Below are 20,632 nucleotides of genomic sequence, written 5' to 3'. Positions count from 1 at the left end.
CAGTAGGGCGGAGGGGCTACTTCAGCGCCCCTGCGGTGAGCCCCTGAACCACCTGCCGCTGGAAGACGATGTACGCCCCGAGCACCGGCAGCATGGCCATCACCAGGCCCGCGAAGAGCCCGGACCAGTCGCCCTTGTAACCCTGGCTGACCGCCAGCTGTACCAGGCCCTGGGTGAGGACGCGCTTGTCGGGGTCGGTGTTGAGAACCGTGGGCAGCATGTACTGGTTCCACTGCCCGAGGAAGTTGAAGATCCCCACGCTGATCAGGCCGGGCTTGGCCATCGGGAGCATGATCTGGAAGAACGTACGCGTGTGCGAAGCACCGTCCACGAAGGCTGCCTCCGCCACCGAGGTGGGCAGCGTGCGGAAGAAGGCCGTCAGGAAGAAGACAGTGAACGGTAGCGAATATGCGATGTAGACCAGGATCAGGCCGTGGATCGTGTTCAGCAGCCCCATGTTGTTCACCACGTAGAACAGCGGGACCAGGGCGAGCATGATCGGAAAGCTCATGCCGCCGATGAACAGGTAGTAGATGAAGCGGTTGCCGGGGAAGTCGAAGCGGGCGAGGACATAGGCGGCCATGGAGCCGAGGACCAGGGTGCCGATGAGCGAGCCGCCGACCACCAGGACGGTGTTGAGGAAGTAGTCGCTCATGTTGGCCTGGGTCCAGGCCCGCGACCAGTTGTCGAAGTGCAGCTTGTCCGGCAGGGACCAAGGCGAGTCGAAAATGGACCTGTCGTCCTTGAAAGACGTCATCACCGCCCACAGCAGCGGCGTGACCACCATGATCGCCCAGATGATCAGCACGCCGTGAGAGAAGGCGTTGAGGACACCGCCTTCCTTCTTCTCCCGGGCGGGCTTCAGGGCCGGTACGTCGACCTTGGAGACGCTGGCGCCGGACTCGGCCGGCAACGGTGCGGGGGTCTCGGTCGTCTTCATCGCTTCAGAACTCCAGCCGCTCGCGACGCCCCAGCCGCATCACGACCGCCGCGAAGGCGAGCGTGACGACGAGCAGGGCGACGCCGATGGTCGTGGCGTAGGCGGCCTGACCGTCCCGGAAGGCCTTCTGGTACACGTACAGGACCATCACCGTGGTCGAGTAGTCGGGCCCGCCCGGCCCCGTCGTCATGATCTGTACGACCGCGAACGACTCGGCGCCGAGCGCGAGGATGCCCATGTAGACCCAGCCGGACTGCACGGTGTCCCACAGCAACGGCAGGGTGATCCGGAAGAAGGTGGTGGCCCGGCCGGCGCCGTCGAGCAGCGCCGACTCGTAGAGCTCGGTCGGGATCGAGGCCATGCCCGCCGAGAACAGGACCACGAAGAAACCGACCGTGGACCAGACGAGCACCGCCATCACGCACCACAGCGCGAGGCTCGGGTCGCCCAGCCACAGGGGCTGGACGTGGTCCAGGCCGATGCCCCGCAGGATCGAGTTGATCGCGCCGCTGTCCGGATTGTATGCGAAGGCGAACAGCAGTGAGACGATCGCGATCGACAGGACCTGCGGGAAGAAATAGACGATTTTGTAGAAGGACGAGCCCCGGACACCCGAGATGACGGGGCCCCCCCTTCTCCGGCGTCCGCCCACATTGATCATGAAGGCGAAGAACAGCGCCAGACTGATCGTCACCAGTGGCAGAACCAGGGCGAACAGCAGACTGTGCTCCAGCGACTTCCAGAAGATGTCGTCGTGGAACATCCTCTTGTAGTTGTCGAAGCCGACCATCTTGAATTCGGGGCTCAGGCCTGTCCAGTCCGTGAACGAGTAGTAGATGGACTGGATGAACGGCCATACCACGAAGAGCGCGTACAGTCCCAGGGGCAATGCCAGAAACCCCACAATGAACCGGTACTTGCCGTGCTGCATCGCCACTCCGGTGCGGTCAGGGGTGCTGGTTACTGATGCTTGTAGTGCTTGATCGAGCTGTCCTTGGCCGTCTCGTCGGCAAATCCCTGGATCTTCTTGATGGCCTCGGCCGGGGTGAGCCGGCCCGCCATCATCTCACCGAGACCGGCCACACCGATCTTCTCTTTCTGCAGCTGCACATACCAGTCCTGCAGCCGCGGATTCACCACGTTGGATCCGGCCAGCTGCAGCGCCGCCACGCCCGACTTCAGCCCCGGGGTGAGCGAGATGCCGGTGGTGCCACCGTTGTAGGCGGTCAGTGACTTCACCTTGGTGGTGAAGTTCTTCGAGGACGCCTCGGAGAGCATGATGCGCAACTGCTCCATACCGCCCTCGGGGTTGGCGGCCTTGGCCGGCACGATGAACGGCTCACCGCCGGAGGCCCAGATGGTGCCGAACGGCATCTTGTCGCTGTTGTCGATGCCGGTGGGCGCGGAGACGGCGAGGTTGAAGTCCTTCGGGATGACGTTGGCCGACTCGTTCTCCACCCAGGAACCGTTCGGAATGAACAGCGCCTTGCCCTGGGCCCAGGCGGTCTGCGACTGGATGTGGTCCAGGCCCGGGGTGCCCTGGAGGATGTATCCCTTCTTGTACAGCTCGTAGTACGCCTCGAAACAGGCCTTGACGGCCGGGTGCTTCCAGGCGTTGGGCTCCAGGTTGTCGATGGCGTCGAGCACCTCGCGGCCACCGACCTTGCCGATCATCGGATAGAGCGAGAACGGGATGTAGTAGGGGTACTTGCCCGCGTACGTCCAGCCCGCCATGCCCTTCTTCTTGGCCTTCGCGCAGACCTGCAGCATCTCGTCCCAGGTCTTCGGGTACTCGACCCCGAGCGAGTCCAGGGCCTTCTGCGAGTACCAGACGCCGTACACCGTGTAGGCGTAGTACATGATCCACACCGGGTTGCCGTCGAACTGGCCCATCTCCACGATGCCCGGGCGCAGCGTGTCGCGGACCTTCTTGTTCGGGTCGTCGTACGACGGCGCGTCCAGCAGGGGGGTGAGGTCGGCGAGCTGGTTCTTGCCGACGAGCACACCCATGTCCATCTGCTCGGCACCGGAGTTGTCGATGAGGTCCGGGGGGTTGCCCTGGTTGAAGCGGGGCTGGAGCGTGGACTGGATCTTCTGGGTGGCGGAGAACTTCACCGTGGCCTTGGGGAAGTCCTTCTGGTAGATCTTCACCGCGTCCTGGGCGTACTCCTTGCCGAAGCCGCCGTCGAAGAGGACGAATTCCATCTTGGCGGTCTCGTTGACGCCGAGCGGGTTCTTGGCGGTCTTCTTCCCCGCCTTGTCCTTCTTCTGCCCGCCCCCGCCACTGCTCGCGCAGGCGGACAGCAGGCCCATTCCGGGAACCGCCACCAGGCCCAGCGCTGCCGAACGCTTGATCAGATTGCGGCGGCCGACGCCTTCGGAACCGGTGTTCTCGGCGGAAGTGAATTCCATCAGATTCCTCTCAAAGGGACGACCGGCCGCAGCCGGTAGGGGCATCGCATCGTCAGCCGCGCCACGGCCTGGTGCCGTACACGGCAGGCGACAGTCACGAAACGTATGCGAGTGAACACGCAGTGCCTATACAGTGCGGGCTGAGAGTGCCGGTCGTCTCGTGATCCCGGTGAACGCCCTCAACACCTCCCGCACATGCCCCGTATGCGGGCACATCGTGAAGGGGAACCGCGTCACCCAGTCGAGATTCGAGTGCGCGTCCTGTGGCTTCGCCGCGAACGCCGACCACGTAGGCGCTCTCAACATCCGCAACAGGGGTGGGCCGGCCCTCTGCGACGCCGGTCCGGCGGCGGCGTAGGAAGCCCGCGCGGTGACGCATGGGTGGAGTCACGCTCAAGTCCTCGCCTTCTCCAGGACTCAGGCGGTGAACCGGATCCTCCCCGGCACCGCGGTCGGGTAGTGCTGGGTCGTGCAGAGTAGTGCTGGATCGTGCTGGAAGTGCCGACAGGTATAGTCCACTTCCCGTCAGCGGAGCAAGATCGAATGCACGGTTCGCGATGGGTCTTTTCCGAGTTGAGACCTGGCGGAAATATGAGCCCCCTGTGGAGCGCCTGGTGGAAAACCCGCGCCATAAGCGCCTGAATGCCACACCCAACACCCTTGACACCACGGGTCACTTGACGCACTACTGGTTCCTGCGCACCGAAGTTGACAACGTTGTCCAGAGCGGTCGCAGGAGGGGAATCCGTAGATGCAGCGGAGAACTCGGCACAGATGGGGTCCGGCGGTCGTCCTCACGGCCGCCTTTGTCATGGCCGTCGGCGCTCAGGGCGCGGCGGTCGCCCTGCCCGCCAAGGCTCCGGCAACCGACCGGGAGTTCGCATCCTCGTTCGAGACGGGCGATCCGGCGCCCGACTGGCTCAATACCGTCGACACCGCGCCGGACGGCACCAAGCGCGCCTCGGGGGTCGACGGCGGCTACAGCACCGGCATACCGGGCAATGTGAACGACCATGTCACCGAGGTCCGGGCGAGCGGCGAGAACACGGGTGCGGGCGAGGTCAAGGAGAATCTGGTCGACGGCGAGTCCGGCACCAAGTGGCTGACCTTCGAGCCCACCGGCTGGGTGGAGTTCGACCTCGACAAGCCCGTCAAGCTGGTGACGTACGCGCTCACCTCGGCCAACGACTACGCCGAGCGCGACCCGAGGGACTGGACGCTGCTCGGCTCCACCGACGGCAAGGACTGGAAGACGGTCGACACCCGGGCGGGCGAGACCTTCTCCGAGCGGTTCCAGACCAAGTCCTACGACCTGGCCGAGCCCGTCGAGTACCAGCACTTCCGGCTGGAGATCACGAAGAACTCCGGCGCCGACATCCTGCAGCTCGCCGATGTGCAGTTCTCCACCGGTGGCGGAGGCGGTCCGGTGCCGCAGGACATGCTGACGCTGGTCGACAAGGGTCCGACCGCCTCGCCGACGGCCAAGGCCCGGGTGGGCTTCACCGGGAAGCGGGCGCTGCGCTACGCCGGGCGGCACGCGGCGGGCGGCCGGGCGTACTCGTACAACAAGGTCTTCGACGTGAACGTGAAGGTCGGCGGCGACACGGAGTTGTCGTACCGGATCTTCCCGCAGATGGCCGACGGCGACCGGGACTACGACGCCACGAACGTCTCCCTGGACCTGGCCTTCACCGACGGCACGTATCTGAGTGATCTGGGCGCGCTGGACCAGCACGGGTTCCCGCTGTCGCCGCGCGGGCAGGGCGACTCGAAGTCGCTGTACGTGAACCAGTGGAACAACGTTGTCGCGCGGATCGGTTCGGTGGCGGCGGGCAAGACGGTCGACCGGATCCTGGTGGCGTACGACTCCCCCGCCGGGCCGGCGAAGTTCCGGGGCTGGATCGACGACGTGGCGATCAGGCCGGTAGCGCCCGAGAAGCCGAAGGCGCATCTGTCGGACTACGCGCTGACCACGCGCGGCACCAACTCCAGCGGCAGTTTCTCGCGCGGCAACAACTTCCCGGCGACGGCCCTTCCGCACGGTTTCAACTTCTGGACGCCGGTGACCAACGCGTCGTCGCTGAGCTGGCTGTACGAGTACGCACATGCGAACAACGACGACAACCTGCCCACGATGCAGGCGTTCAGCGCGAGTCATGAGCCGAGCCCGTGGATGGGTGACCGGCAGACCTTCCAGGTGATGCCGTCGGCGGTGTCGGGCACTCCGGACACCGGCCGCGAGGCGCGTGAGCTGCCGTTCCGGCACGAGAACGAGACCGCGCGGCCGTATTACTACGGGGTCCGCTTCGAGAACGGTCTCAAGGCGGAGATGACGCCCACCGACCACGCGGCGATGCTGCGCTTCACCTATCCCGGCACCGACGCGAGCGTGCTGTTCGACAACGTCACCGAGCAGGCGGGCCTGACGCTCGACAAGGAGCACGGGATCGTCACCGGTTTCTCGGACGTGAAGTCGGGCCTGTCGACCGGTGCGACACGGCTGTTCGTGTACGGCGAGTTCGACCGGCCCGTGACGGACGGCGGATCGAGCGGGGTGAAGGGTTACCTGCGCTTCGACGCGGGCGCGGACCACACCGTCACGCTGCGCCTGGCGACCTCGCTCATCAGCGTGGACCAGGCGAAGGACAACCTCCGCCAGGAGATCCCGGACGGCACCTCCTTCGACACGGTCAGGGAGCAGGCCCAGCGCACCTGGGACAAACTGCTCGGCAAGGTCGAGGTGGAGGGCGCGACCCCGGACCAGCTGACCACGCTGTACTCCGGCATGTACCGGCTGTACCTGTACCCGAACTCGGGCTTCGAGAGGGTGGGCGGCAAGGACCAGTACGCCTCGCCCTTCTCCCCGATGCCGAGCCAGGACACCCCGACCCACACCGGTGCGAAGATCGTCGACGGCAAGGTGTACGTCAACAACGGTTTCTGGGACACGTATCGGACCACGTGGCCGGCGTACTCCTTCCTCACGCCGTCCCAGGCGGGTGAGATGGTCGACGGGTTCGTGCAGCAGTACAAGGACGGCGGCTGGACCTCGCGCTGGTCCTCCCCCGGCTACGCCGACCTGATGACCGGCACCTCCTCGGACGTGGCGTTCGCCGACGCGTATGTCAAGGGCGTGAAGTTCGACGCGAAGGCCGCCTATGACGCGGCGCTGAAGAACGCGACCGTCGTGCCGCCGATGTCGGGCGTGGGCCGCAAGGGCATGAGCACCTCGCCGTTCCTCGGTTACACGAGCACCGCCACCTCCGAGGGCATGTCCTGGGCGATGGAGGGCTACGTCAACGACTACGGCATCGCGAAGATGGGCGAGGCGCTGTACCGGAAGACGGGCGAGAAGCACTACAAGGAGGAGTCCGACTACTTCCTCAACCGCGCCCGGGACTATGTGAACCTGTTCGACCCCAAGGCGTCGGGCGGCTTCTTCCAGGGCCGTGACGCCAAGGGCGACTGGCGGGTGGACTCCGCGTCGTACGATCCGCGCGTGTGGGGGTACGACTACACGGAGACGAACGGCTGGGGGTACGCCTTCAGCGTCCCGCAGGACAGCCGGGGCCTGGCCAACCTCTACGGCGGCCGGCAGGGTCTCGCCGAGAAGCTGGACGCGTTCTTCTCCACCCCGGAGACCGCTTCCCCGGACTTCGTCGGCTCCTACGGCGGTGTCATCCACGAGATGACCGAGGCGCGGGACGTCCGGATGGGCATGCTCGGGCAGTCCAACCAGGTCGCGCACCATGTGTCGTACATGTACGACGCGGCCGGCGAGCCGTGGAAGACGCAGGCGGCGGTCCGGGAGATCCTCTCGCGGCTGTACCTCGGCAGCGAGATCGGGCAGGGCTACCACGGCGACGAGGACAACGGCGAGCAGTCGGGCTGGTACCTCTTCTCCGCGCTCGGCTTCTATCCGCTGGTGATGGGCAGTGGCGAGTACTCGATCGGCTCCCCGCTGTTCAAGAAGGTCACCGTGCACCTGGAGAACGGCCGCGACCTGGTGGTCAAGGCGCCCGCCAACAGTGCCAGGAACGTGTACATCCAGGGCGTGAGGTTCAACGGCAGCCCCTGGACGTCGACTTCGCTGCCCCATTCGCTGCTGTCCAAGGGCGGGGTGCTGGAGTTCTCCATGGGTGCCGAGCCGTCGACCTGGGGCACGGGCAAGAACGCGGCCCCGGTCTCCATCACCCGGGACGACAAGGTGCCGGCGCCCCGCTCGGACGTGCTGAAGGGTGACGGCGCGCTGTTCGACGACACCTCGGCGACGGACGCCACGGTCACCTCGGTGGACCTGCCGGTGGACGGGGCGGTGAAGCCCGTCCAGTACACGCTGACGTCGTCGGCGGACCACACCAGGGCGCCGACCGGCTGGACCCTCCAGGGCTCCACGGACGGCACGACCTGGCGGACCCTGGACCACCGCTCCGGCGAATCGTTCACCTGGGACCGTCAGACCCGGGCGTTCACCATCGCCGCGCCGGGGACGTACTCGAAGTACCGGCTGGTGCTGGACGGCGAGTCGACGCTGGCGGAGGTGGAGCTGCTGGCCTGACCCGGGCGCATGACAAGGGGGCGGGCCCGTTCGGGTCCGTCCCCTTGCCGTGTGATCGGTCAGCCGGTGGCGAGGGTGAACACGTGCAGGTCGCCGTTCTGCGGGAGCCGGACGCTCGCGACGGTCTTCCCGTCCGGTGCGGTGAAGGGCCTGGTGGCGGCGACGTAGGTGGCCACCGGGTCCTTGTCGGCGCCCGCGACATTGCGGTACGTGGTTTTGGCGACGACCTCGTTGCCGTACTGGACGGTGCCGCCTCCGCCGCCGATGGTCCAGTCGGTGAAGGAGAGGTCGACGGTGTCGGTCGTGCCGTTGGTGTGGGTGACGGTCGCCGTGGCCCGCTGGTTGCAGTTGACCGCGCTGTCGATGAAGGACAACATGCCGGCGGGGTTGGTGAGTTGGATGGTTTGGCCGGTTCCCGAGGCGTTGTCCGGGCGGCCGTCGGGTGAGTTTGGCCAGGTGAAGACGAGGCCGTCGACCGTGCCCGGCCCGCCGGGCGTCAGGCCGGCCGCGGCGAGGGCCTGGCGGGAGTAGCTCCAGCCGCCGCCGTCGTAGTCGGCCTCGTCGTGCTCGCCCGTGTCGTCGGAGATTCCGGTGTCGTCGTAGGCGGCGAGCGGGGTGCCGGGGGCGGCCACGGTGAGCGTGACCGGCTGCCGGTAGGAGGTGTCGCCCGAGGTCACCGTGATCGTGACGGCGGCGAAGCCGTGTGCGGCGGTCCTCGCGGCGGTGAGGGTGATCTCCTGGACGCCATCGGTGACCGCCGTGCCCTCGGCGGGCGTGGCCCTGACACCGGCCGGGGTGTCCACCCGGAAGCGCACCTCGGGGCCGGTGCCGCCGTTCGGGGACAGCGCGCGGACGACGGTCCTGGTGCTGTCCCCGGGGGCGAGCGTGGCGGCGGGGGGGCCGACACCGATCTGGTACGGCTGCTCGCCCTCGTGGAAGGACGGCGGGGCGGACCCGGGGTCGCTGCCCCAGGTCCGGTTCGGAGTGCCGGAGAGGGTGTAGTCCACGGTGCCGCCGTCGCGGACGAAGGCCGCCGGCAGCCAGAGGCGGTCGCTGCTGCGGCCGGTTGGCGGTGCGCGCCAGCAGCGAGGCGGGCTTGCCGGGCGGGAAGGCGAAGCGGGCGGAGCCGGTGCGCGCGGTGGCGGTCAGGCCGGCGGTGACCCCGGAGGCGAGGCCCACCTTGTAGTGGGCGGGCTCGGCGGTCTCGTCGGCGTGGCCGAAGCCGGAGGCGTAGACGGCGTCCTCGCTGAAGCCCCGGATGCGGGTGGCGTCGTACTGGTAGCCACCGGGGACGGCGGTTCTGGTGGCGCCCCTCTGCTGTTCTCGGGGCTCCAGGAGAGCATGCCGAAGGGCGCGACGGCGCCCGGGAAGACATCACCGCCGTTTCCTAAAGCCGATCAGCGGATCGACGTACCCGGTGGGGTCCTTGACGAGGCCGGGAGGTGCGGTGGTCGCCGCGGGGGCGGGGGTGGCGGCGGCGCCGGTGGTGAGAAGCGCGGCCAGCAACAGCGACAGGGGGCGGAAACGCATACGCGGCCTTTCCTCCTTACGGCCGGGTCGCGCACCACGGGTCGCACAAGCCGCAGTGACGGTTAGGCGCCCCAGCGGTACCACGGAAGACCGCCGAAGAACGCGTTTGCCTGGGCAGGCGCACGCCTGGATCACTCGGTCGGGTTACCACAAGTGGGTTGACATCGTTGTCGGTTGGCGCGGTAGAGTCATGTACAGACCATAAGACAACGTTGTCGCGCACTCGGCGCACCCCACAAGCCAGCACCACCCGGGCGGGTTCCCAACACCCCCCTCACCCGCCCGGCTCGCGGACCCGGTGCACGAACACCGGGTCCGCCCAGAGCGGTTCGGGCACCGAATCCCCCGGCCACCTCCGGGCCCGCCCCGACGGCGTGACCAGGGACGATCCGTGCCTCTGGGGAGGCGACACGCGTCCGACTCGTGGAACGGCCATAGCCACCCGGGTGAAGCCGGTGCTACAAAGGCCGCATGTCGGACATGACTGACCGGCTCAGGCGTCACTCCTGGCGGTCTGTGATCGGCAAAAGCCCGCGGAGCGTCGCCGGGCAGGTCTTCGTGCTGCAGGTGGCGCTGGTCGTGGCACTCGTGCTCTGCGCCGTCCTCGCCCTCGTCCTGCAGTCGCAACGGGACACCAGCACCGAGGCCAGGCGACGGTCGATCGCCGTCGCCCAGACCTTCGCGCACTCCCCCGGCGTCCTGCAGGCGCTGCACGCGCCCAACCCTTCCAAGATCCTCCAGCCGCTCACCGAGGCGGGGCGCAAGTCCGCCGGCGTCGACTTCATCGTCGTCATGGACACCCACGGCATCCGCTACACCCACCCGATCCCCAGCAAGATCGGAAAGCGGTTCGTGGGCCGGATCGGTCCGTCACTGGCCGGCAAGGTATACACGGAGAGCGTGCACGGCCCGCTGGGCCACGAGGAACAGGCGACCGTGCCGATCGACGACCCCCACGGCAAGGTGGTCGCGCTCGTCTCCGCCGGGATGAAGGTCAAGAACGTCACCCATGAGGTGAACCGGCAGCTGCCGATCATCCTCACCGCCGGGGCTGCGGCGCTCGTGGTGTCGACCGGGGGCACGGCGCTGGTGGGCAGGCGGCTGCGCAGGCAGACCCACAGCCTGGCCCCGGACGAGATGACCCGCATGTACGAGCACCACGACACGGTGCTGCACTCGGTGCGGGAAGGCGTGCTCATCGTCGGCGCCGACGGGCGGCTGATGCTGGTCAACGACGAGGCCAGGCGACTGCTGGAGCTGCCCGCCGAGGCCGAGGGGCACCATGTCTCCGGGCTGGCGGGCCTCGATCCCGAATTCGCCGACCTGCTCGCCTCCGGGCGCATGGCCACCGACGAGGTGCTGTTCGCCGGGGACCGGCTGCTGGCGGTCAACCAGCGGCCCACGGACCGGGCCGGAGGCCCCAGGGGCACCGTGGTGACCCTGCGCGACACGACCGAGCTGCAGGCACTGTCCGGACGGGCGGAGGTCGCCAGGGAGCGGCTCAAGCTGCTGTACGACGCCGGTCTCGGCGTCGGCACCACGCTGGACGTGGAGCGTACGGCGGACGAGCTGGCGCGGGTCGCCGTGCCGCGCTTCGCGGACTTCGTCACCGTGGATCTGGCGGACGCCGTGCTGCACGGCGAGGAGCCCGCCGCCACCGCCACGGACATGCGGCGTATCGCCGTCCATGGCGTCCGGGACGACCATCCGCTCTACGAGAAGGACCGGCTGATCGACTTCCTGCCGTCCACGCCGCAGGCCCGCGGGTACGGCAGCGGCCGCTCGGAGCTGGTGGTCGATCTGTCCGCCGCGGAGGGCTGGCAGGCCCAGGATCCGCGGCGCACCAGGGAGATCCTCGACTACGGCATCCAGTCGCTGATCGTCGCCCCGATCCGGGCCCGCGGTGTCGTGCTGGGCATGGCGAACTTCTACCGGGCCAAGCGGGACCCCTTCGACGAGGAGGACCTGTCGCTGGCGGAGGAGCTGGTGGCCCGCGCCGCGGTGAGCATCGACAACGCCCGCCGGTACGCCCGTGAGCACGCGGTGGCGGTCACCCTGCAGCGCAGCCTGCTGCCGCGGGCGCTGCCCGAGCAGAGCGCCCTCGACGTCGGTTACCGCTATCTCCCCGCGCAGTCGGGGGTGAGCGGGGACTGGTTCGACGTGATCCCGCTGCCGGGGAGCCGGGTGGCGCTGGTCGTCGGTGACGTGGTCGGCCACGGTCTGCACGCGGCCGCCACCATGGGACGGCTGCGCACCGCGGTGCACAACTTCTCCACCCTCGACCTGCCGCCCGACGAGCTGCTGGGCCATCTGGACGACCTGGTCGGCCGCATCGACCAGGACGAGGGCTGCGCGGGGGCGACCGGGGAGATAGCCGGTGCCACCTGTCTGTACGTGATCTACGACCCGGTGACCCGCCGCTGCACCATGGCGCGGGCGGGGCACCTGGCACCGGCGCTGGTCCGCCCCGACGGCAGCGTCGCCTTCGCCGACCTGCCGGCCGGGCCCCCGCTCGGCATCGGGGGCATGCCGTTCCAGACGGCGGAGTTCCAGCTGGCCGAGGGCACCGAGCTGGTGATGTACACCGACGGTCTCATCGAGGACCGTGCCCGCGATCTGGACGTGGGCATGGAGCTGCTGGCGCAGTCCCTCGCGGGCCATCCCGGCCGGGCACCGGACGCGAGCTGCCAGGCGGTGCTGGACGAGCTGCTGCCCGGGCGGCCCACGGACGACGTCGCGCTGCTCGTCGCGCGCACCCGGGCACTGATGCCCGACCAGGTCGCCGAGTGGGACGTGCCGCCCGATCCGGCGGCCGTGTCGGACATGCGCCTGGCCGTGTCCGGGAAACTGGACGAGTGGGGCCTTGCCGAGCTGGGCTTCGCCACGGAACTCGTGCTCAGCGAGCTGATCACCAACGCCATCCGCTACGGCGGCGAGCCGATCCGGGTGCGACTGATCCGTGACCGCACGCTGATCTGCGAGGTGTCCGACGGCAGCAACACCTCGCCGCATCTGCGGTACGCCGCGACCACCGACGAGGGCGGCCGGGGTCTGTTCCTGGTCTCGCAGATGACCGAGCGCTGGGGCGTTCGGTACAGCCCGCAGGGCAAGGTGATCTGGGCGGAGCAGGCACTGCCGTAGGCGCACGGCCGGGCGGGTCGGGCCGGGCTGCGCAGCGGACCGGGACACCACCGCGGCACCGGACGGCGGCTCGGCGGCCGGGAGTCCGACGCGGAACTCGGTGCGGCCAGTCCCGCCAGGACTCGGATGCCGCTCGCGTCGAGGGCGGTGACCCGGTAGGCGCCGCGTCCGGGGACCGTGCGGTGTGGGCCGCGCGCCGTCGTCGGGGAGGCCGGCGAGGGCGACGCGCTGGGCCGCGGTGAGCGGAGCGGGCTGGGCGTCCCGGCGGACGACGGCGGCCGCGAGAATGTGCCCGCCGGTGTCGAACCGGGCGGCGTGCAGCCCTGACGGATGGCCGCCGGTGCCGAGGAAGGCGAGGTCGGCGGGGCGTTCGGGGTGCCGCGCGGCCCCGGTCACCCCGTGCACGGCGGCGTCACTCACCCGGTCGTCCAACTCACCCATCACATAGGCGCGTTGGGCGAGGACGGTGGTGAGCACGAGCGCGGCGCACACGCAGTCGAGGACGGCGCTGAGGAGGAGCGGCAGGCGGGTGCGCAGGGGGCGCCGAGTCATCCGGACCTCCCCGTCGGCGGGGTGGGTCCGGTGGGGGCCGGTCCGTCGTGGCTGTGTTCCGGATGAGCCGGGCCGATGACCCGGTCGCGGGACGGACGGCGAAGGGCCGCACCCCCGGTGCCGGGGGTGCGGCCCTGAACCGCTGTGCCTGCCGCCTACTTGCGGATCAGGTTGCGCAGCACGTACTGCATGATGCCGCCGTTGCGGTAGTAGTCGGCCTCACCGGGGGTGTCGATGCGGACGACCGCGTCGAACTCGACACCGGTGTCGGTGGTGACCTTGACCGTGCGCGGCGTGGTGCCGTCGTTCAGCTCGGTCACGCCGGAGATGGAGAAGGTCTCCTCGCCGGTCAGACCGAGGGACTCGGCGGTGGAGCCCTCCGGGAACTGCAGCGGCAGGACGCCCATGCCGATGAGGTTCGAGCGGTGGATGCGCTCGTACGACTCGGCGATGACGGCCTTGACGCCGAGCAGCGCGGTGCCCTTGGCGGCCCAGTCGCGGGACGAGCCGGAGCCGTACTCCTTGCCGGCCAGGACGACCAGCGGGATGCCCTGCTCGATGTAGTTGCGGGAGGCGTCGTAGATGAACGACACCGGACCGCCGTCCTGGGTGAAGTCGCGGGTGTAGCCGCCCTCGGTGCCCGGCGCGATCTGGTTGCGCAGGCGGATGTTGGCGAACGTACCGCGGATCATGACCTCGTGGTTGCCGCGGCGCGAGCCGTAGCTGTTGAAGTCGCGGCGCTCGACGCCGTGCTCCGTGAGGTACTGGCCGGCCGGGGTGTCGGCCTTGATCGCACCGGCCGGGGAGATGTGGTCGGTGGTGACCGAGTCGCCCAGCTTGGCCAGGACCCGGGCGCCGGCGATGTCCTCGACCGGGGCCGGCTCCATGCCCATGCCCTCGAAGTACGGGGGCTTGCGGACGTACGTGGACTGCGGGTCCCACTCGAAGGTGTTGCCGGTCGGGACCGGGAGGGACTGCCACTGGGCGTCGCCCGCGAAGACATCGCTGTAGGACTTGACGAACATGTCCTCGCCGATGGCGCTCGCGACGACGTCGTTGACCTCGGCCTCGGTCGGCCAGATGTCCTTCAGGTAGACCGGGTTGCCGTCCTGGTCGGTGCCCAGGGCGTCACGGGTGATGTCCACCTTCATGGAACCCGCGATGGCGTAGGCGACGACCAGCGGCGGGGACGCCAGGTAGTTCATCTTGACGTCGGGGTTGATCCGGCCCTCGAAGTTCCGGTTGCCGGACAGGACCGAGGTGACGGCGAGGTCGTGGTCGTTGACGGCCTTGGAGACCTCCTCCGGCAGCGGGCCGGAGTTGCCGATGCAGGTGGTGCAGCCGTAACCGACCAGGTTGAAGCCCAGCTTGTCCAGGTACGGGGTGAGGCCGGCCTTCTCGAAGTAGTCGGTGACGACCTTCGAGCCCGGGGCGAGGGTGGACTTGACCCACGGCTTGCGGGTCAGGCCCTTCTCGACCGCCTTCTTGGCGACCAGGGCGGCGCCGATCATGACGTACGGGTTGGAGGTGTTGGTGCAGGAGGTGATGGCCGCGACCGTCACCGCACCGTGGTCCAGCTCGTAGGTGGTGCCGTCGGGGGCGGTGACCGGAACCGGGTTGGACGGGAAGCCGTTCGGGTGGACGGCCGGGGCGTCGGAGGCCGGGAAGGACTCCTTGCCCGCCTCGTCGATGTCGTCCACGTAGTTGCGGACGTCCTGCTTGAACTGCTCGGCGGCGTTGGCCAGGACGATGCGGTCCTGCGGGCGCTTCGGGCCGGCGATGGACGGGACGACGGTCGACAGGTCCAGCTCGAGCTTCTCGGAGAAGTCCGGCTCGGCCTTCGGGTCCAGCCAGAGGCCCTGCTGCTTGGCGTAGGCCTCGACCAGGGCGACCTGCTGCTCGGAGCGGCCGGTCAGGCGCAGGTACTTCAGGGTCTCGTCGTCGATCGGGAAGATCGCGGCGGTGGAGCCGAACTCCGGGGACATGTTGCCGATGGTGGCGCGGTTCGCGAGGGAGGTGGCAGCGACGCCCTCGCCGTAGAACTCGACGAACTTGCCGACCACACCGTGCTTGCGGAGCATCTCGGTGATGGTGAGCACGAGGTCGGTGGCGGTGGTGCCGGTGGGCAGCTCACCGGTGAGCTTGAAGCCGACGACGCGCGGGATGAGCATGGAGACCGGCTGGCCGAGCATGGCGGCCTCGGCCTCGATGCCGCCGACGCCCCAGCCGAGGACGCCGAGGCCGTTGACCATCGTGGTGTGCGAGTCGGTGCCGACCAGGGTGTCCGGGTAGGCCTTGCCGTCGCGGACCATCACGACACGGGCCAAGTGCTCGATGTTCACCTGGTGGACGATGCCGGTGCCCGGGGGGACGACCTTGAACTCGTCGAAGGCGGTCTGGCCCCAGCGCAGGAACTGGTAGCGCTCCTTGTTGCGGCCGTACTCCAGCTCGACGTTCTGCCTGAAGGCGTCGTTGGTGCCGAACTTGTCGGCGATGACGGAGTGGTCGATGACCAGCTCGGCCGGCGCCAGCGGGTTGATCTTGGCGGGGTCGCCGCCGAGCTCCTTCACGGCCTCACGCATGGTCGCGAGGTCCACGACACAGGGCACGCCGGTGAAGTCCTGCATGATCACGCGGGCCGGCGTGAACTGGATCTCCTGGCTGGGCTGGGCCTGGGAGTCCCAGTTGCCGAGGGCGCGGATGTGGTCGGCGGTGATGTTCGCGCCGTCCTCCGTGCGGAGCAGGTTCTCCAGCAGGACCTTGAGGCTGTACGGCAGGCGGGCCGAGCCCTCCACCTTGTCCAGCCGGAAGATCTCGTACGACTCGTCGCCCACCTGCAGCGTGCTGCGGGCGTCGAAGCTGTTCGCCGACACGACAGTCTCCTTCATTGATGTGCGCGTACCACCGTCAATCGTGCCGCCACCCCGGCTGGGCCGATCCGCTAAGGTAAGGCTAAGTTAGGTAACCCTTAGTGGGTGGCGGTTGCGGTGCGCCTGGCAGATATCTCGATGTCGAGATAACTCTAGTACATGGGCGCCGGCTGGTCATGCCCGGCCGGGCCGGACCGTGTCGTTTTTCCTCGGCCGCACGGGAATGACGGACGGTACACACGGGAAGCCGAATAACGGGACACCCGGGGATGAATCACCCACATGTACGACATCCCCCGTGAACCCGCAGGCCACTGACATGCCGTCACCCGAATGGACCCCCCGGCGGGCGCCATCTCATATCTGAGATAACCTCAACCTCATGGCAGACGACTACCTCGTACGCATCGGCAAGCTCATCCGTGACGCCCGGCAACACCGGGGCTGGACACAGACGCAGCTCGCGGAGGCGCTGGGCACCAGCCAGAGCGCGGTCAACCGGATCGAGCGCGGGAACCAGAACATCAGCCTTGAGATGATTGCCCGCATAGGAGAAGCCCTGGACAGCGAGATCGTGTCGCTGGGGTACGCGGGCCCGATGCATCTGCGCGTGGTCGGCGGCCGCCGTCTGTCGGGCGCCATCGACGTGAAGACCAGCAAGAACGCGTGCGTCGCGCTGCTGTGCGCCTCGCTGCTGAACAAGGGGCGCACGGTGCTGCGCCGGGTGGCCCGCATCGAGGAGGTGTACCGCCTGCTGGAGGTCCTCAACTCCATCGGCGTGCGCACCCGCTGGATCAACGACGGCGTCGACCTGGAACTGGTGCCGCCGGCCCAGCTGGAGATGGCGGCGATCGACGCGGAGGCCGCCGTACGCACCCGCTCGATCATCATGTTCTTCGGTCCGCTGCTGCACCGCATGGACCACTTCAAACTGCCGTACGCCGGCGGCTGCGACCTCGGCACGCGGACCATCGAACCGCACATGATCGCGCTGCGCCGGTTCGGCCTGGACATCGCGGCCACCGAGGGCCAGTACCACGCGCAGGTCGACCGCGCGGTCCGTCCCGACCGTCCGATCGTGCTGACCGAGCGCGGCGACACCGTGACCGAGAACGCGCTGCTGGCCGCCGCCCGGCACGACGGCGTGACGGTCATACGCAACGCCTCCTCCAACTACATGGTCCAGGACCTGTGCTTCTTCCTGGAGGCCCTGGGCGTCAAGGTCGAGGGCATCGGCACCACCACGCTGACCGTGCACGGCGTGCCGAACATCGACGTCGACGTCGACTACTCCCCCTCCGAGGACCCGGTCGAGGCGATGAGCCTGCTGGCCGCCGCGGTCGTGACGGAGTCCGAACTGACCGTGCGCCGCGCCCCCATCGAGTTCCTGGAGATCGAGCTGGCGGTCCTGGAGGAGATGGGCCTCGACCACGACCGGTCGCCCGAGTACTTCGCGGACAACGGCCGCACCCGCCTGGTCGACCTGACCGTCCGCCCCTCCAAGCTCGAAGCCCCGATCGACAAGATCCACCCCATGCCCTTCCCGGGCCTGAACATCGACAACGTTCCGTTCTTCGCGGCGATCGCGGCGGTGGCGCAGGGCAAGACCCTGATCCACGACTGGGTCTACGACAACCGCGCGATCTACCTCACGGACCTCAACCGCCTCGGCGGCCGCCTCCAGCTCCTCGACCCGCACCGGGTCCTGGTCGAGGGTCCCACCCGCTGGCGCGCCGCCGAGATGATGTGCCCGCCCGCCCTGCGCCCCGCGGTGGTCGTCCTGCTGGCGATGATGGCGGCCGAGGGCACGTCCGTGCTGCGGAACGTGTATGTCATCAACCGGGGTTACGAGGATCTCGCCGAGCGGCTGAATTCGATCGGGGCGCAGATCGAGATCTTCCGGGACATCTGAAGTTCTTCTGAAGCGCGCTCCGTCACGACCGAATCCGAGACGGGGCCGTTGGCTGGGCAGACCCGAGGCTGTTGCCCCACAGAGACGTGTCGGTGCTCTTGAGGCTGGAGACGCCACCGTAAGTGCCGCCGTCGACGGTGACGAGCGGGGCCCGCAGCTGCGGGCCGCTTGCCGTCCTGTACAGTGGCTGGAATCCGGTCTCAGGGTCGCCGTGCTCGGCTGTCCAGTGCGCCAGGGCCTGCCAGAGCCAGGCGGTGTGCGGACGGGTGTTCTCGTCGTAACAGTCCGCCGCCGACGTTCAGTCGAGCTTTCGGCCGCGTCCCGGCGGCAGCGGCCGCGCGTTCACTGATTTCTTCACCACTTCCCCCGGCGTGCCGCGCTGAAGAATTCCCCACATCCTGCCAGGTCGTGGCGGCCGGTAAAGGCGTTTCGTGGGGTGCGGCCGGGCGGGGCGGGCGAAGAAACGCGGTGCCGGGGTGGTCTGTGGGGGCCGGTCGCCGATCGGCCTCTCCCCAGGACCAGTTGAGGCCCAAGCGCAGGGAGAGCCCTCGTTCGGACCAGGAGCCGAAACATGGCACTCGACACGATCCTCGACCTGCTGCACGCGCTGCCGCACGCCTCCGGGCCGGCCGGTGGCGTCACCGCCGCGCTCGTCCTCGCGCGGACCGCGGTGCGGCACCTCTCGCTGATCTGGCTGACGCGCGGGGCCATTCCGCAGGAGCGGGCGCTCATCCTCGCCTCGATGCACAGCCGGCCGCGGCCGTCCTGGCGGGCCCGCGGCAGGCGGCTGGTACGGCGCCTGCCGCGCCGTCGGTGACGTGGGGTGCGGGGCTGCCGGGTGGCGACACTCCACTGTGTGCCGCCGCCCGGACAGTGGCAGTGATCCCGAGGAGGGCACCTGGGCGGGTCACCGGGCCGACGCAACCCTCACGGCAGCCTTCTCGGGCGCTCGCGCTGTGCCGGCGGAGCCGGTGCTATTGCGCTCGGCATCATGCAGTACCGCCACTGCCTGGAGATCCTCACGGACCGCTGAGCGAAGGGCGGGGTTCGGCCGCGGGTGATGGGGTGCGGTGGTCGGGCCAGGGGATCCGGAACGCGGTCAGCGTCACGATCAGGGCCGACGCGGCGACGGTCGCCATGCCGAGGGTGAGGCTCGTGGCGCCCGCGACGAAGCCGATCAGGGCCGGGCCCGCCAACAGGCCGGTGGTGCCCATCGCGGCGACCAGCGCCAGGGCGTCGGAGCCGTGGCCGGCGGCCGCGACGTAGACGCATGGGGTGACGGCGGCCGCGCCGAGGCCGACGCAGGCGAAGCCGAGCAGCGTGGGGACCAGCCCGCCGGCGAGAAGGGCGAGGGCCAGTCCGGCGGCGGCCACCGCGCTGCCGGCCCGGACCACCCGGCCGTCGCCGAACCGGGTGCGCCAGCGGTCGGCGCACACCCTGGCCAGCAGCATCATCGCGGAGACGACCGCGATGCCCAGCGGGGCCACGGACGCCGAGGCCTTGACGGCGTCCTTCAGATAGAGCGTCGACCAGTCGTTCATCGCGCCCTCGGTGATGGTGCCGAAGGCCATGGCGCAGCCCATCAGCAGGGTCGTCCAGGAGGGAAGGCCCCGGCGGCGGTTCCGCTTCGGCTCGTCCGGCGTCCCCGGTTCCGTCTGGGTGAGCAGCCCGGAGCGTGCGCCGGCGAGCAGGAGCAGCAACAGGGCCCCGGCCACGGTGAAGTGCGCCGGCACCGACGCGGTCAACGTGGTCACGCCCGAGGTCAGCAGGGCACCGGCCAGCAGACCGGCGCTGAACGTGGCGTGCAGCTGGGACATGGCGGTGCGCCCGTACGCCTTCTCCAGCGCGGCGCCCTGGGCGTTCATGGCGACGTTGAGGCAGCCGACCGCGACTCCGTCGGCGCAGACGGTCAGGAGGGCGAGCGGGTAGTTCGGTACGGCGGACAGGGCGGCCAGGACCGCGATGAGGCACGCGGCCGAGGCCAGGGACAGCCGCCGGGAGCCGAGGCGCCGCATCAGGGCGGCGACCAGCGGGAAGGAGGCCGCCGCGCCGGCCCCGCAGGCCATCAGCAGCAGGCCCACCTCCCCGGCGCCCAGGTCCAGCCGGGTCTTCAGCGCGGGCAGGCGGGAGACCCAGCTGCCGTACTGGAGGCCGAGGAAGCAGAACAGAGCCGCGATGGACCACTTGGCGCGCGGAAAGGAGGGGGTGGGCATCAGCTCGCCTTCCGCACGGTGGCCACCTGCGCCGACATGTACACCGCGCCGCTGCCGTAACCGGCCGGCAGGCGTGCCTCGTGGTGCGGGCGGTAGCCGTTGGCCCGCCAGAAGGGTTCCTTGCCCGCGACCGCGATCAGGGACGTGGTCTCGAATCCACGGGTGCGGGCCACGTCCGTCAGATGGCGGGCCATACGGCTGCCGAGCCCTCTGCGCCGCAGGGGCGCGGTGACGACGAGGTCGTGCAGGTGGAGGTTGGAGGAGCAGTGGGGGGTCTTCTCGGGCCGGGCCAGGTCGGGGTAGCGGAATCTCGGGTAGGGCAGGGCCAGTGCGTAGCCCGCGATCCGGCCGTCGAGGTCCAGGACGAGGCAGGTGCCCGCGAAGGCCCGGGAGCGCAGCGCGGCCTCCCCCTCCGTGAGCCCGGTGTCCGCGTAGGCCTCCGCTTCCAGGGCCACCACGTCGGGCCAGTCGGCCTCGGTGATGCCGCGTATCAGGTGTGTCATG

At 69.2% G+C, this 20,632-nt stretch carries 14 protein-coding genes and 2 pseudogenes; 7 read left to right on the top strand and 9 right to left on the bottom strand.

Annotation, left to right across the window (positions count from 1 at the left end):
• Nucleotides 1-16: 16 nt before the first annotated feature.
• The 3 genes from ACZ5NH_RS26385 to ngcE are packed head-to-tail and all read right to left on the bottom strand — an operon-like array spanning nucleotide 17 to nucleotide 3,352.
• Entirely contained in the window at nucleotides 17-940 is a 924-nt protein-coding gene (locus ACZ5NH_RS26385; RefSeq protein ID WP_468778611.1) for a carbohydrate ABC transporter permease, read from the bottom strand.
• A 4-nt stretch (nucleotides 941-944) separates the two neighbouring features.
• Complete coding sequence (locus ACZ5NH_RS26380; protein WP_451552476.1) at nucleotides 945-1,871, bottom strand: carbohydrate ABC transporter permease; 927 nt, start codon at nucleotides 1,869-1,871, stop codon at nucleotides 945-947.
• Between the two features lie 29 nt (nucleotides 1,872-1,900).
• The gene (gene ngcE, locus ACZ5NH_RS26375; RefSeq protein WP_451552475.1) at nucleotides 1,901-3,352 is read right to left on the bottom strand and encodes an N-acetylglucosamine/diacetylchitobiose ABC transporter substrate-binding protein; all 1,452 of its coding nucleotides are present in this window, start codon (nucleotides 3,350-3,352) and stop codon (nucleotides 1,901-1,903) included.
• 133 nt (nucleotides 3,353-3,485) lie between these two features.
• Here ngcE and ACZ5NH_RS26370 point away from each other — a divergent pair, with 133 nt between their 5' ends.
• Together ACZ5NH_RS26370 and ACZ5NH_RS26365 are read left to right on the top strand one after the other, a co-directional pair.
• Nucleotides 3,486-3,710 (top strand): zinc ribbon domain-containing protein, encoded by a 225-nt coding sequence (locus tag ACZ5NH_RS26370; protein WP_468778609.1) that lies wholly within the window; start codon nucleotides 3,486-3,488, stop codon nucleotides 3,708-3,710.
• A gap of 393 nt (nucleotides 3,711-4,103) precedes the next feature.
• Nucleotides 4,104-7,910 (top strand): GH92 family glycosyl hydrolase, encoded by a 3,807-nt coding sequence (locus ACZ5NH_RS26365; protein WP_468778608.1) that lies wholly within the window; start codon nucleotides 4,104-4,106, stop codon nucleotides 7,908-7,910.
• Nucleotides 7,911-7,969: 59 nt separating this feature from the next.
• Here the strand turns inward: ACZ5NH_RS26365 and ACZ5NH_RS26360 are convergent.
• From ACZ5NH_RS26360 to ACZ5NH_RS26350, 3 genes and pseudogenes are all read right to left on the bottom strand, one after another.
• Nucleotides 7,970-8,974: pseudogene (locus tag ACZ5NH_RS26360) on the bottom strand (glycoside hydrolase family 92 protein); the annotation flags it as partial.
• A gap of 52 nt (nucleotides 8,975-9,026) precedes the next feature.
• Nucleotides 9,027-9,170 (bottom strand): annotated as a pseudogene (locus ACZ5NH_RS26355) (hypothetical protein); the annotation flags it as partial.
• A gap of 114 nt (nucleotides 9,171-9,284) precedes the next feature.
• Nucleotides 9,285-9,440: a hypothetical protein gene (locus tag ACZ5NH_RS26350; RefSeq protein WP_468778607.1), complete on the bottom strand. Its 156-nt coding sequence runs from the start codon at nucleotides 9,438-9,440 to the stop codon at nucleotides 9,285-9,287.
• 471 nt (nucleotides 9,441-9,911) lie between these two features.
• Here ACZ5NH_RS26350 and ACZ5NH_RS26345 point away from each other — a divergent pair, with 471 nt between their 5' ends.
• The 3 genes from ACZ5NH_RS26345 to ACZ5NH_RS26335 all read left to right on the top strand — a co-directional run bounded on the left by ACZ5NH_RS26345 (nucleotide 9,912) and on the right by ACZ5NH_RS26335 (nucleotide 13,199).
• Nucleotides 9,912-12,581, top strand: a complete 2,670-nt coding sequence (locus ACZ5NH_RS26345) for a SpoIIE family protein phosphatase (RefSeq protein WP_468778606.1) — start codon at nucleotides 9,912-9,914, stop codon at nucleotides 12,579-12,581.
• 177 nt (nucleotides 12,582-12,758) lie between these two features.
• Entirely contained in the window at nucleotides 12,759-12,908 is a 150-nt protein-coding gene (locus ACZ5NH_RS26340; RefSeq protein WP_468778604.1) for a hypothetical protein, read from the top strand.
• A 3-nt stretch (nucleotides 12,909-12,911) separates the two neighbouring features.
• Nucleotides 12,912-13,199, top strand: a complete 288-nt coding sequence (locus tag ACZ5NH_RS26335; RefSeq protein WP_468778602.1) for a hypothetical protein — start codon at nucleotides 12,912-12,914, stop codon at nucleotides 13,197-13,199.
• An 89-nt stretch (nucleotides 13,200-13,288) separates the two neighbouring features.
• Here the strand turns inward: ACZ5NH_RS26335 and acnA are convergent, their stop codons facing one another.
• Nucleotides 13,289-16,006 (bottom strand): aconitate hydratase AcnA, encoded by a 2,718-nt coding sequence (acnA, locus tag ACZ5NH_RS26330; protein ID WP_468778600.1) that lies wholly within the window; start codon nucleotides 16,004-16,006, stop codon nucleotides 13,289-13,291.
• Nucleotides 16,007-16,385: 379 nt separating this feature from the next.
• Between acnA and ACZ5NH_RS26325 the strand changes: the two genes are divergently transcribed.
• Together ACZ5NH_RS26325 and ACZ5NH_RS26320 are read left to right on the top strand one after the other, a co-directional pair.
• A complete protein-coding gene (locus tag ACZ5NH_RS26325; RefSeq protein WP_451552469.1) occupies nucleotides 16,386-17,915 on the top strand; it encodes a helix-turn-helix domain-containing protein in 1,530 nt (509 codons plus the stop codon).
• A gap of 571 nt (nucleotides 17,916-18,486) precedes the next feature.
• Nucleotides 18,487-18,732, top strand: coding sequence for a hypothetical protein (locus ACZ5NH_RS26320; protein ID WP_468778598.1), 246 nt, complete (start codon nucleotides 18,487-18,489; stop codon nucleotides 18,730-18,732).
• A 202-nt stretch (nucleotides 18,733-18,934) separates the two neighbouring features.
• On the opposite strand, the gene ACZ5NH_RS26315 is transcribed toward ACZ5NH_RS26320, so the two are convergent.
• Together ACZ5NH_RS26315 and ACZ5NH_RS26310 are read right to left on the bottom strand one after the other, a co-directional pair.
• Nucleotides 18,935-20,128 carry an MFS transporter gene (locus ACZ5NH_RS26315; protein WP_468778597.1) on the bottom strand — a complete coding sequence of 398 codons (1,194 nt, stop codon included), beginning with the start codon at nucleotides 20,126-20,128 and terminating at the stop codon, nucleotides 18,935-18,937.
• Nucleotides 20,128-20,631, bottom strand: a complete 504-nt coding sequence (locus ACZ5NH_RS26310; RefSeq protein ID WP_468778595.1) for a GNAT family N-acetyltransferase — start codon at nucleotides 20,629-20,631, stop codon at nucleotides 20,128-20,130. Before ACZ5NH_RS26310 ends, ACZ5NH_RS26315 begins: the two co-directional genes overlap by 1 nt.
• Between the last annotated feature and the right edge of the window lies 1 nt (nucleotide 20,632).

It is taken from the genome of Streptomyces sp. NPDC031426, assembly GCF_055581585.1.
Note: the sequence above shows the minus strand (reverse complement) of the source record. Positions and strands in the feature narration are given on the sequence as shown.

Bases quoted from the DNA above. Each gene is read 5' to 3' on its own strand.
- ACZ5NH_RS26345 (WP_468778606.1), top strand. From the start codon at position 9,912: ATGTCGGACATGACTGACCGGCTCAGGCGTCACTCCTGGCGGTCTGTG.
- ACZ5NH_RS26325 (WP_451552469.1), top strand. From the start codon at position 16,386: ATGGCAGACGACTACCTCGTACGCATCGGCAAGCTCATCCGTGACGCC.
- ACZ5NH_RS26320 (WP_468778598.1), top strand. From the start codon at position 18,487: ATGGCACTCGACACGATCCTCGACCTGCTGCACGCGCTGCCGCACGCC.
- ACZ5NH_RS26315 (WP_468778597.1), bottom strand. From the start codon at position 20,128: ATGCCCACCCCCTCCTTTCCGCGCGCCAAGTGGTCCATCGCGGCTCTG.
- ACZ5NH_RS26385 (WP_468778611.1), bottom strand. From the start codon at position 940: ATGAAGACGACCGAGACCCCCGCACCGTTGCCGGCCGAGTCCGGCGCC.
- ACZ5NH_RS26335 (WP_468778602.1), top strand. From the start codon at position 12,912: ATGGCCGCCGGTGCCGAGGAAGGCGAGGTCGGCGGGGCGTTCGGGGTG.
- ACZ5NH_RS26365 (WP_468778608.1), top strand. From the start codon at position 4,104: ATGCAGCGGAGAACTCGGCACAGATGGGGTCCGGCGGTCGTCCTCACG.
- ACZ5NH_RS26310 (WP_468778595.1), bottom strand. From the start codon at position 20,631: ATGACACACCTGATACGCGGCATCACCGAGGCCGACTGGCCCGACGTG.
- ACZ5NH_RS26380 (WP_451552476.1), bottom strand. From the start codon at position 1,871: ATGCAGCACGGCAAGTACCGGTTCATTGTGGGGTTTCTGGCATTGCCC.
- ACZ5NH_RS26350 (WP_468778607.1), bottom strand. From the start codon at position 9,440: ATGCGTTTCCGCCCCCTGTCGCTGTTGCTGGCCGCGCTTCTCACCACC.
- ngcE (WP_451552475.1), bottom strand. From the start codon at position 3,352: ATGGAATTCACTTCCGCCGAGAACACCGGTTCCGAAGGCGTCGGCCGC.